The 11,853-nt window shown below is 71.7% G+C and carries 7 protein-coding genes and 1 pseudogene; 3 read left to right on the forward strand and 5 right to left on the reverse strand.

Annotated features, from left to right (window positions below):
• A pseudogene (locus ITP53_RS49040) lies at positions 1–432 on the forward strand (hypothetical protein); the annotation flags it as partial.
• Positions 433–600: 168 nt separating this feature from the next.
• Here the strand turns inward: ITP53_RS49040 and ITP53_RS49045 are convergent.
• On the reverse strand, positions 601–1,059 hold the full coding sequence (locus ITP53_RS49045) for an Lrp/AsnC family transcriptional regulator (protein ID WP_195902357.1): 459 nt from the start codon (positions 1,057–1,059) through the stop codon (positions 601–603).
• Between the two features lie 155 nt (positions 1,060–1,214).
• Here ITP53_RS49045 and ITP53_RS49050 point away from each other — a divergent pair, with 155 nt between their 5' ends.
• Together ITP53_RS49050 and ITP53_RS49055 are read left to right on the forward strand one after the other, a co-directional pair.
• Positions 1,215–4,691: an indolepyruvate ferredoxin oxidoreductase family protein gene (locus ITP53_RS49050; RefSeq protein WP_328818290.1), complete on the forward strand. Its 3,477-nt coding sequence runs from the start codon at positions 1,215–1,217 to the stop codon at positions 4,689–4,691.
• Positions 4,692–4,704: 13 nt separating this feature from the next.
• Positions 4,705–5,844, forward strand: coding sequence for an acyl-CoA dehydrogenase family protein (locus ITP53_RS49055; protein ID WP_195902358.1), 1,140 nt, complete (start codon positions 4,705–4,707; stop codon positions 5,842–5,844).
• 168 nt (positions 5,845–6,012) lie between these two features.
• Here ITP53_RS49055 and ITP53_RS49060 read toward each other — a convergent pair whose 3' ends face one another.
• From ITP53_RS49060 to ITP53_RS49075, 4 genes are all read right to left on the reverse strand, one after another.
• Positions 6,013–6,831 carry a MerR family transcriptional regulator gene (locus ITP53_RS49060; protein WP_195902359.1) on the reverse strand — a complete coding sequence of 273 codons (819 nt, stop codon included), beginning with the start codon at positions 6,829–6,831 and terminating at the stop codon, positions 6,013–6,015.
• An 88-nt stretch (positions 6,832–6,919) separates the two neighbouring features.
• Entirely contained in the window at positions 6,920–7,381 is a 462-nt protein-coding gene (locus ITP53_RS56610) for a hypothetical protein (protein ID WP_207757518.1), read from the reverse strand.
• 319 nt (positions 7,382–7,700) lie between these two features.
• Complete coding sequence (locus ITP53_RS49070) at positions 7,701–8,636, reverse strand: alpha/beta hydrolase family protein (RefSeq protein WP_195902360.1); 936 nt, start codon at positions 8,634–8,636, stop codon at positions 7,701–7,703.
• Between the two features lie 50 nt (positions 8,637–8,686).
• Positions 8,687–11,590, reverse strand: coding sequence for a helix-turn-helix transcriptional regulator (locus ITP53_RS49075; RefSeq protein WP_195902361.1), 2,904 nt, complete (start codon positions 11,588–11,590; stop codon positions 8,687–8,689).
• Between the last annotated feature and the right edge of the window lie 263 nt (positions 11,591–11,853).

Consider the following 11,853-nt stretch of genomic DNA (forward strand, 5'->3'; position numbering starts at 1 on the left):
ACCCCCGACGTCACGGACCCCGCTCCCGCGACGAGCCCGGCGGAGAGCCCCACCCCGAGCCCGTACACGGCGCCCTGGCCAGGCGACGGGCCGGACGAAGCACCCGCTGAGGGCTTCGAGGAGTGGCCCGGTGCGGGGCCGGGCGAAGGATCCGGCGAAGTCCACGATGAGGAGCGCGGCGAAGGGCGTGCTGAAAGGCGTGGTGAAGGACCAGAAGCGGGGAATGAGCCGTACCCGAACATCACGGGCGCCGACGCGCGCCCGGGGCCGGCACCAGGCGGCGGTGTGCCACCGCCTGAGCACCACCGCGACACGCTCCCCATGACCGGGGTGTCGATGTGGGTGTTCTGGCTCGGCGTGGCGGTGCTGTTCGCCATCGGCCTGCTCGTGAACTTCTTCTCCCGCCGCGACCACACCGACCGCACACCCTGACGCCGGCCACGCCACGACCGCGCCGAGCGCACCTCGGCCTGACGGCGGCCACGCCACGACCGCGCCGAGCGCACCTCGGCCTGACGGCGGCCACGCCACGACCACACCGGCCGTCCTGAAGGCGGGCACACCGGGTGGACGCCGGCGGGGTCGCGCCGGGGGGCCGGGTCACCTGGGACGCGGCGCGAGGGCGTCTCTGGTCCAGGAGCCGAGCACGAGGAGCGTCTTCGTGCCGGTGACGTTCCCGGCGCGGCGGAGACGGTCGATGACCTGCTGGAGATGACCGAGGTCCCGCACGCGTACGTGGATCAGCGCGTCCGGATCCCCGGCGATGGTGAACACCGCCTGCACCTCGGGCACGTCCGTGGCGGTGCGGACGATCTCGCTGACCGGCGTGGTCCCTGGATAGCGCAGCTCGGTGAACGCCTCGATACCCCACCCGAGCCGGGCGTAGTCGATCTGTACGGTGAACCCCGTGATGATCCCGATGTCCCTGAGCCGGTCGACCCGCCGCTTGACCGCGGCCACCGACAGCCCGACCTGTTCGGCCATCTCCGAGAACGTCCTGCGCCCGTCCTCCCGCAGCAGCCGCAGCACCTGATGATCGACGTCGTCCACGTCAGGCATGTGAGAACCCCTCCTTCGGGCGCAAAGATCAGGGGTTGACGCGCCCGATCACTCTCATTAGTTGCGTCTTCGACCTACTTTCTCATCTAATACTTGCGTATGTCCTCCCCGCGTTGCTGTGCTGGGAATCCTACGTACGAAGCCAGGAGGTCCCCGTGACTCCCGCCCATGTGTCGCTCGACGACAAGTACACGGCACTCGACGGCCAGGTGCTCATCTCGGGCATCCAGGCCCTGGTCCGGCTGACGCTGGAACAGCGGCGGCTGGATCAGGCGCGCGACCTGGACACGCGGGTGTTCGTCTCCGGCTACCAGGGCTCGCCGCTGGGCGGCGTGGACCTGGAGATGGGGCGCGCGGCCCGGTTCCTGGAGCCGGCCGGCGTGGTGTTCCAGCCCGGCCTGAACGAGGAACTCGCCGCCACGTCCGTGGCAGGCACGCAACTGCTCGGCCAGCTGCCAGGCCGCAGCCACGACGGCGTGACAGGCTTCTGGTACGGCAAGAACCCCGGACTCGACCGGGCCGCCGACGCCATCAGGCACGGCAACGCGGCCGGCACCGCCCCACTCGGCGGCGCGGTCGCCTGGATCGGCGACGACCCCGGCTGCAAGTCCTCCACCCTGCCCAGCTCGTGCGAGCCGATGTGTCAGAGCCTGGGCATGCCGCTGCTCGCGCCCGGCTCGGTCGGCGAGATCATCGAGTTCGGCCTGCACGCGGTCGCCCTGTCCCGCGCCACCGGCCTGTGGACCGGCCTGAAGATCGTCGCGGACATCGCCGACGCCTCCGCCACGGTGGACCTCGGCGCGTTGCGCGCCGGGATCCCGGTTCCCGAGCGGGCCGGCGGCGGCTCGCCGGCCGTCCTGCTCGGCCCGGCCGCGCTCGACGCCGAGCACGACCTGCTCACCCGCCGGCTCGACCTGGCCCGCGCCTACGCGCGTACGCACGGCCTGAACCGGGTGATGTCCGGATCGGGCAACACCGCTCTGGGCATCATGGCCTCGGGCACCACGTACGCCGTCGTCCTGCGCGCGCTCGTCGACCTCGGCCTGGACGAGGCGGCCAGGGACGCCCTCGGGGTGCGGCTGATCAGGCTGGCGATGCCGTTCCCGCTCGCGTCCGGCGACCTGGCGGCCATGACGGCCGGCCTCGACCGGGTGCTGGTGGTCGAGGACAAGGTGCCGTTCCTGGAGGGCGGGCTCAAGCAGGCGCTGTACGGCGGCGAGCACACGCCGGTCGTCGTCGGCCGGTTCGACGAGGCGGGACGCGAACTGCTCACCGCCCGCGGCACTCTCGGCGCCGACGACGTGGCCGGCGCGATCGCGTCCTGCCTGGGCGCCGACCGGCTGCCCAGGCCCCCGGCCGCCCAGCTGTCTCTGGGGAACGCCCAGCCCTCCACGGGGAACGCCCAGCTCTCCACCGGGAGCAGGAGGCGGTTGCTGCCGATGGTGGCCGCGCGCACGCCGTACTTCTGCTCGGGATGCCCGCACAACACCTCCACCCGCACCTCCGACGACACCCTGGTCGGCGTCGGCATCGGCTGCCATGCCATGATCGCGCTGGACGGCCACGGGCGCGGCACCCAGGTCGGCCTGACCCAGATGGGCGGCGAGGGGGCGCAGTGGATCGGGCTGGCGCCGTTCACCGGGGATCGGCACTTCGTGCAGAACCTCGGCGACGGGACCTACCACCACTCCGGCTCCCTGGCCATCCGCGCCGCGGTCGCCGCGGGCGTGACGATGACGTACAAGCTGCTCTACAACGACGCCGTCGCCATGACCGGCGGCCAGCGCGCCGAGGGGCGGCTCGACGTGCCCGCGCTGACGCGGGAGCTGGCCGTGGAGGGCGTGCGGCGGGTCGTCGTGACGACGCCCGAGCCGGAGACGTACCGGTGGGTACGGCTGGCGGGGATCGCCTCCGTACGGCACCGCGACGACCTCGCCGAGGTCGAGAAGGAGCTGGCCGCGCTCGACGGCGTGACCGTGCTGATCCACGACGACCGGTGCGCGGCCGAGGAGCGGCGGCTGCGCAAGCGCGGCAAACTGCCCACCCCGGTCGAGCGGGTCGTGGTGAACGAGCGGGTCTGCGAGGGTTGCGGTGACTGCGGCGACGTCTCGACGTGCCTGTCCGTACAGCCGGTCGAGACAGAGTACGGCCGCAAGACCCGCATCCACCAAGCCTCCTGCAACTCCGACCTGAGCTGCCTCAAGGGCGACTGCCCGTCGTTCCTGCTGGTCGAGCCGGGCACCAAGCCCGCCAGGAAGGCTCCGCCGCCGCCCGCGCGGCCACCGGAGCCCGCCGACCGGCCGGTCGAGGCGCTGATCAGGATGCCCGGCATCGGCGGCACCGGCGTCGTCACCGTCTCGCAGATCCTGCAGATGGCCGCCCACCTCGAGGGGCTGTACGCGGCGGGGCTTGAACAGACGGGCCTGGCGCAGAAGGGTGGGCCGGTGGTCAGCGACGTGCGGATCTCGCCGCGTCCGCTCGACGGCTCGGTACGCGCCTCGAGCGGCGCCGCCGACGTGCTCATCGGGTTCGACCTGCTGGGCGCGGCGGCCGACGGGAACCTGGCGGTCGCCTCTCCCGAGCGCACGGTCGCCGTGCTGAACACCTCCATCGTGCCCACGGCCGCCATGGTGACCGGTCGCGTGCCGGTCCCCGGGCACGCCGCCGCGGTGTCCCGCGTCGAGTCCGCCACCAGGAAGGTCGTGTGCCTGGGCGCGCACGAGCTGGCGGAAGCCCTGTTCGGCGACCACATGCCGGCGAACCTGCTGCTGATCGGCGCCGCGTACCAGCACGGCCTGCTGCCGGTGTCCGCCGCGTCCATTGAGCGGGCCATCACGCTCAACAAGGCCGCTGTCGAGCAGAACCTGGCCGCCTTCCGCTGGGGCCGCGCCGCCGTGGCCGACCCGGACGGGGTACGTTCCGCCGTCCCCGGCGCCTCGGAGCCCGCCACGGACACGGTACGTTCCGGCGCCCCGGAGCCTGCCACGGATCTGGAGCAGGTGATCGCCACCCGCGTCGCGGACCTGACCGGCTACCAGAACGCGGCCTACGCCCGTACATACGCCGCGGACGTGCGCCACGTGTGCGCCGTCGCGGCCGAGCGCGCGGGCGCGGCGGCGGGCGCGGGGATCGCCCTCGCCTACGCCCGCGGCCTGCACAAGCTCATGGCCTACAAGGATGAGTACGAGGTCGCCCGCCTGCACCTCGACCCGGTGGAAACCGCCAGGCGGGAGCGCGAGTACGGCGCGGACGCGGTCGTGTCGGTGCTGCTGCACCCGCCGCTGCTGCGCGCGATGGGCATGAAGCGCAAGATCAGGCTGCGCCGTTCGGCCGGCCCCCTGTTCCGCGGGCTCCGAGCCGCCCGGGTGCTGCGCGGGACGGCGTTCGACCTGTTCGGCCACGCAGAGGTACGCCGCGTCGAGCGCGCGCTCGTCACCGAGTACCGTGAAATTGTGCGTACCGCCCTGACCAGGCTCACCCCCGCCAACGCCGCCGCCCTCGAGGAGCTCGCGGGCCTGCCCGAGCTGATCCGGGGGTACGAGGACATCAAGCTCGCCCGCGTGGCCGAGTTCCGCGAACGCGCCAGGACCGCCATGACGCGGCTGGACGAGCCCGCCCCGCACCCCGCCTGAGCCAGGAGTGACCGTGACCGTCAACCGACTGCTGCCCGACCAGGACGCCAAGGACCTCATCGAGCTGACCAGCGAGATCGCCGACAAGGAGCTCGCGCGGCGGGTCGACGAGCACGAGCGCGCCGAGACGTACCCGGAGGGGCTGTTCGCCACGCTGGGCGCCGCAGGGCTGCTCGGGTTGCCGTACCCGGAGGAGTTCGGGGGTGGCGGGCAGCCGTACGAGGTGTACCTGCAGGTGATCGAGGAGCTGGCGATGCGGTGGGCGGCCGTCGCGGTGGCGACCAGCGTGCACACCCTCGCGTGTTTCCCCGTGGCCGCGTACGGCACGCCCGAGCAGCGCGACCGCTGGCTGCCCGACATGCTGGCCGGGCGCCTGATCGGCGGATACAGCCTGTCCGAGCCGCAGGCCGGGTCCGACGCCGCGGCGCTGACGTGCAAGGCCGAGCGGGTCGAGACCGGCTACCGGATCACCGGCAACAAGGCGTGGATCACGCACGGCGGCATCGCCGACTTCTACGCCCTGTTCGCGCGGACGGGCGAGGGCAGCAGGGGCATCTCGTGCTTCCTGGCGCCGGGGGCCGCCGACGGGCTGACGTTCGGGCGGCCGGAGGGGAAGATGGGGCTGCACGCGGTGCCCACGACCAGCGCGCACTGGGACGGCGCCATCCTGGACGCCGACCGGCTGGTCGGTGAGGAGGGGCAGGGGCTGCAGATCGCGTTCAGCGCGCTCGACTCCGGCCGGCTCGGCATCGCCGCCTGCGCCACCGGTCTCGCGCAGGCCGCGCTTGACGAGGCCGTGTCGTATGCACGGGAGCGGCACACGTTCGGCAAGAAGATCATCGATCACGAGGGCGTCGGCTTCATGCTTGCGGACATGGCGGCGGGCGTGGACAGCGCGCGGGCCACGTACCTGGACGCGGCCCGCCGCCGCGACGCGGGGTTGCCGTACAGCCGGCAGGCGAGCGTGGCGAAGCTGGTCGCCACGGACCTCGCGATGCAGGTCGCCACGGACGCGGTGCAGGTGTTCGGCGGGTACGGGTACACACGCGAGTTCCGCGTCGAGCGCTACATGCGCGAGGCCAAGATCATGCAGATCTTCGAGGGCACCAACCAGATCCAGCGCCTCGTCATCAGCCGCCACCTGGCCAAGTAGCCTCTGCGACCTTGTGCGGGCGAGGTTGTCGATGGCCTTGCGGGCGCGGGCATGGGAGCCGGGCATCATGTGGGCATGGACACGGCCTTTGACGCTGGCGGCCACGCCCGGGTGCCGACCGGCCATCGGACGACGGATGGCGTGGCGCGCGGCGCCCGGGGAACTGCGTCAGGTCCAGGTCGCGGTCTCGGGGTCGATGCCCCGATCGCGGGCGTTGGCGTCGATGATGTCGCGTAGCCACAGGGTAAGGCCGGGCTCCATGGCGTCGTAGTAGCCCGCGAAACCGGGGTCGGCGACATACATCCGTCCCAGGCACACGTGCATGGGATGGGTGCAGTAAAAATAGGTGCCGATCGATGCCCGGTGCCGCTCGGCGAGTGCGTTCCCCTCGGCGCTTCCTGGACTGACGCCCGCGCGTTTCGCGGCGGCCAGGTCATCGTTGAGAGCTGAGATGCTTTCCGCGATCTGCCGCCAATCCTCGGCTGTCCTGCCCGCCGTACGCTCGGCGTACTGCGCCCACTGAGCCGTGTCACCCCAACGGTCGCGTGCTTCGGCGACCCATGACGGTTGCCAGTCCTTGCCGAAGATCGCGACTTGTTCCTCGGCAGAGAGCAGGATACCGGCGCTTGTGGCCTCGATCATGCGGTCAATCGCGTTGACCATCCCTTGCAAGCGGGAGATGCGTTCGACGAGTTGTGCGCGCTGTTGCCGCAGCGCCACGGTCGCGTCGATCGCCGGGGCGTCGAGAAGTTCACCGATGCCGTCGAGGGGCAGGCCGAGTTCGCGGTAGATGAGCACTCTGTGGATGCGGGCGACGTCGGCTGCTGAATAGAGCCGGTAGCCACCGATGGTGCGCCCGGACGGACGGACCAGCCCCAGCGCATCCCAATGGTGGAGAGTTCGGACGGTCACGCCGACAAGCGATGCCGTGGCCCCGACGGTAAGACCATCGGGTGACACTGCATCGTCGGCGGCACTGTTCGTCATGCTGTCCAGTCTGACAGCCGCGACGCGGGGGTGACGGGGTCTGAGCCTGCCCAGACTGATCGACAAGGCGTCTGCCTTGCCCTATGGATCAGAAGGTGCCTGGTCGGTGCTCGGCTTGTCTCGGCTCCAAATCTGAGTGCATCGAGGGAGGTCTTCGATGCCGCCACCTTCGGGGATCATGCCCCAGAGAAAAGGGGATCAGGTATTGAGGTGGTTCGCCAAGGAGTTCGGCCAGTTCGTCCTCGGTGATGGTGAGGGTGAAGGCTGAGCCCGGTTGTCCGGATTCCCAACCTTGTTTGACGGCCCGCCGGATGCATCCCACGACGAGGATGGGATGGATCGCGATCGTTCGCTCTCCCAGCCAGTTGTCCGGCCGGGCGCAGGGGAGTGTCACCACAAGAACGCGTCCCGGCTTCTCGGCTCGCTCGACGGCGAAGCTGAGCGGAGTCCAGCCGTTGCCTTGGCAGTAGGTCGGCTTGTGCCGGACACGCCAGCGGTAGATGGTGCCGTCGACGGTGATGAGCCGTGAGCCCTTCTTGGGCATCGCCACAGCCGCCTCCATGCTCTGCTCTTGTTCTGTCGCCGTTCCGTGGGAGCACCGGAATCAGCGAAAAGGGATGCGAGACGCCCGCAAGCGTAGCCGCTGCTCATCAACATGATCGAACTGTTTTCTCAGCTGACCAGATCGCGGGTCGGAGAAAGCTGGCAACGGTTACGGAAAGCTACGGATGTCTGAGGAACCGCACGCCCATGGGCGTGGAGAGGACAACCACCCGTCAACGGGATGCCTGCGGCCGCCTCGCGAAGCGAGGTGAATACAGCCGATGGCGGCCGCTCGCGGGCGGCCGCCATCGGCTGTGGGAAGCGATCTAGGAGCTTGGGCAGGTGTGACGGTACTCCTCGATCGCCAGTCCGCTGGGCGGCGGGCACAGGAACTGCTCGTAGCGGGTGTCGTCGTCGACGAACCGCTTGAGCCAGGCCACCATCGACTTGGCCATGGTGGTGTTGGTGGTCTGCGGGAAGAAGTGACTGGCGCCGTTCAGCTCCAGGTACGCCTTCTCCGACGACGACGGAATGCTCTCGTAGAACGGCTGGGAGTGCGTCGACACCGAGGCGACGCTGTCGCTCTCACCACCGATGATCATGGTGGGCACGCGGATCCCGGACCAGGTCTTGTCCGTGTGCCAGGGCGCGAGCGGCACGGCCGCCTGCAGCGACGGACGGCTTTCCGCGGCCGCCAGTGTGCCTCCGCCGCCCATCGAGTGCCCGGCCACCGCGAGCCTGGAGGCGTCGATGCGGCTGCGGACCGTGAGTGAGCTGTCCTCGACCAGGTAGTCCAGCGCGGCCAGGAGCTGGCGGCCCCGGCTGGCGGGCTGGTCGTAGCGGGTGTTCGTCTCGATGCCGATCACGACGAAGCCGTGTGAGGCGATCCTCGGGCCGAGCCAGTCGAGGCTGGACCAGCTGGCGGTGTACCCGGGTGAGATGGCGATCGCGCCGAACGTGCCCTGGCTGGTGTCGGTCGGGTAGTAGATCACGCCGCCGCCGAAGCCGCTGACGCTCAGCGAGGAGACGCTCGTCTGCGAGGTCGCGAACGGGCCGCGGCCGGCTTCTAATGAGGCGTTGGTCGGGTTGGGGCCGCGCTCGAAGCCGGCCGCCTGGGCGGGGGTGGCGGTCGCGAGGCCGCCGCCGATCAGTGCGAGGGTGAGGGCGAGCTTGGTGAACGTTCGCGCGCCGCGCTGGGGGGTGGAGAGCTGCACGTCGTCATACTCCCTGCTCGTAGGGGGGTGACTGCTGTCTGTGGCCATTGTTCGGATGCGCAGTCAGCCGTGCATCGGTGAAATCACCGGTCCTTCGATCAGGACATGAGGCGTACCAGTTCGACGCGGGAGCGGATGCCGAGTCTGGTGAAGATGTTCCTGAGGTGGTGCTCGATGGTGCGGCGGCTCAGGAAGAGCTGCTCGGCCACCTCCTTGTTGGTGGCGCCCTCGGCCACCATGCGGGCGATCTGGAGTTGCTGGGCGGTGAGCTGGCGGGTGGTCGCCGTACCGGCCGGGCGGACCGGCTCGCCGGACGCGCGCAGCTCGTTCCTGGCCTGCTCGACCCAGAGGCGGGCCCCGTACCGCTGGAACGTCTCCAGCGCCGTGTGCAGGTGGTTCCTGGCCGCGCCCGGGCGGCGGTCGCGGCGCAGCGCGCTGCCGTACAGAAGCCGGGTACGCGCCGCCTCGAACTCGCACAACCCCTGCCCGTGCAGCTCGAGCGCCTCCCTGAACAGCTCCTCAGCCTCGCCGGGAGCGGCCAGCAGCGCGCGGCAGCGGGACACCAGCGCGCGCAGGTCGGGGCTGCGCGTGCTGCCGACCCAGCGTTCGAGCACCCGCAGCGCCGACCTGGCGCGGTCGTGGTCGCCGGTGCGCGCGGACGCCTCGATGAGGTGCGGCGTCGCCATGACGCGGATGACGACGTGGTTGTGGCGCCGCTCGGCGCGCAGCCGGTTGGCGGCGTCGGCCGGACGTCCGGCCGCGAGGTCCAGGTACGCCAGCGCCCAGTTGCCGATGGCGCCCGCGATGCCCAGGTCATGGGCGTCGGCCAGGTCGACGGCGGCGTCGGCGCGTACCCGGCAGGTCTCCTGGTCGCCCTCGACCGCCGCGGTGATCGCCAGCCAGGCGAGGTGCTGGGCGGCCGTGTTGAGCTGGCCGGTCTCCTGCGACAGGCGCAACCCCTTCGCCGCGGTCGACGCCACCGACGTGTAGCGGCCCATCCAGATCTCCGGATAGATCGTGTACTCGAGCAGCTGCGGCATGGCGGAGGCGGCGCCCCGTACGCGGGCGGTCTCGACCGCGCGGGCCGACAGGCGGTGCGCCGTGGCGTCCTCGCCGAGCAGCATGCTGGCCACGCACGCCCACACCAGCACGGCGGGATCGCGTACCGAGCCGGCCAGCTCCACGACGCGGCGCAACGGGCCGGCCGCCTCCTGGTGCAGGCCGCTGAAGGTGGAGGCCATCCCGTCGAGGTACTCGAACATGAGCTGCGTGGTCACCGTCTCGTCCGGGCGGCGCAGGGCGGCGGCCTGGCGGGCGATCGCGATGAACGCGCGGTTGTCGCCGGCGCGGTAGCTGGCGTCGGCGGCCCTGACGAGCGCGCGCACCCCCAGCATGCGGTGGCTGTCCAGCAGCCAGCCGGCCGCCGACAGCAGCTCCTCGCGGGCGCTGCCGGTCTCGCCGCCGAGCAGTTCGAGGCTGCCGTGCAGAAGTTGTACGTGGCCGCGTAACTCCCCGAGCGACCCTGGGGCGGTCAGCGAGCGCAGCCTGGCCAGGAGGGAGCGGGCGACCTGGGGACGTCCGGAGATCCAGGCGCGCCTGGCCGCGGCGGCCAGCCGCTCGGCCTTGGCGGGGCCGCGTCCGGTGAGGTCGGCGGCCCGTTCGAGCGCCAGGTACGGCTCCGGGTGCCCGCCGAGCGGCCGCGTCGCCAGTGCCGCGGCGGCCAGTTCGTCGGCCAGCTCCTCGGCGGGGCCGTCGAGCGCGCACGCCCGATGCCACGCCCGCCGCAACCGCCGCGGATCCCCCTCACCCTGACCACCGCCCGCGCCACCACCCGCGCCGCCCGGCGCGCCCGCGTCCGGCTGGTGGCTCCGGCCGTCCGCCGGAGGGCCGTCCGCCGGAGGGTCGAAGGGGCCGTCGTGCGGGAGGGCCGCGTCGAGGGGGCCGTCGTGCGGGAGGGCCGCGTCGAGGGAGTCGTCGTGCAGGAGGGTCGCGAGGAGGCGGTGGGCGCGGCGGCGTTCGGACAGGGACGCGCCGTAGTACGTCACCGCCCGCATGGCCGGCTCGCGGAAGTCGAAGCGGTCGCCGGTGGAGTGCAGGATGCCCGCGTGCTCGGCCGGCTCCAGCGCCGCCAGCGCGCACCCTGGCTCGGCCGCCCGGATCAGGGTGGTCACGTCCAGGCCGGGATCGGCGGCGATCAGGAGCAGGAGCCGCCGCGCCTCGCCGGGAAGGTCGGCCAGCCGGTTCGCGTGCTCGCGCCACAACCGCCCGCCCCGGGGTACGGCGGTGGGCGGCATGGCCAGGCCGGCCAGCTGGTCCGGAGTGAGTGCGCCGATGAGCTCGCGCAGGGCCAGCGGGTTGCCTCGGGCGATCTGGTCCAGGGCGGCCAGCAGGTCCTCCGCCACCTGCCCGGGGGCGAGGTCCCCGGCCAGCTCCCTGACCGCCACCTCATCGAGCCCGTCCAGCGCCCGGACCGGCACCCCGTCGAGCCCGCCGGGCGAGCGGACCGGATCGCGGGCCGTGAAGAGCAGGGCGATCGGCTCGCCCGCGACCCGCCTGGCCACGAACGAGAGCGCCTCGCGGCTGGCCGGATCCAGCCGGTCCACGTCGTCCACGCAGGCCAGGACCGGTTGGTGGGCGGCCACGGAGGACAGCAGCCCGAGTACGGCGGCGGGTAAGGCGAGCCCGTCCCCGCCCGTACCGGACTCCAGTGCCGCCATCATGGCCCGCGCCTGCGCCCCGGGTAACGCGGAGGCGGCGGCCGCGACCGGCCGCAGCAGCCCGTGCAGCCCGGCGTACGGGAGCCGCGACTCCGACTCCACCCCCGACACCCGCAGCACCCGGAACCCCGGAGCCGCCCGCACGGCGGCCAGGTCGAGCAGCGCGGTCTTGCCGATGCCCGGCGCTCCGGCCAGGAGCAACGCCCCGCCGGAACCGGCACGGGCGCGGTCGAGCAGTCGCGACAGAACGATCTCCACCTCGCCGCGACCACGCAGCAAGGGCACGCGCGCAGGATCATGACCCGGGGACACGCCTCTCAGTGTTACGCGCACATGTCGCCGCTGAAAGAGGACGTTCTGCCGAGACCGGTGATTTCACCGATAGCGGCGCACTCACGGACAGTCACAGTGAGCGGCACCGGCTAGTACTACATAGCTAGATCTGTAGGACCTGTAGGCGCAGGTGCCGCTTGAAGTGGTGCCTGCGTGCTCGAGCTTGGTGGCTGCGACGCTGCTCGGACCAGTAAAGTCCCAGCTCAACAGCGTGA

The organism is Nonomuraea cypriaca (genome assembly GCF_015645445.1).
Taxonomy (GTDB): domain Bacteria; phylum Actinomycetota; class Actinomycetes; order Streptosporangiales; family Streptosporangiaceae; genus Nonomuraea; species Nonomuraea cypriaca.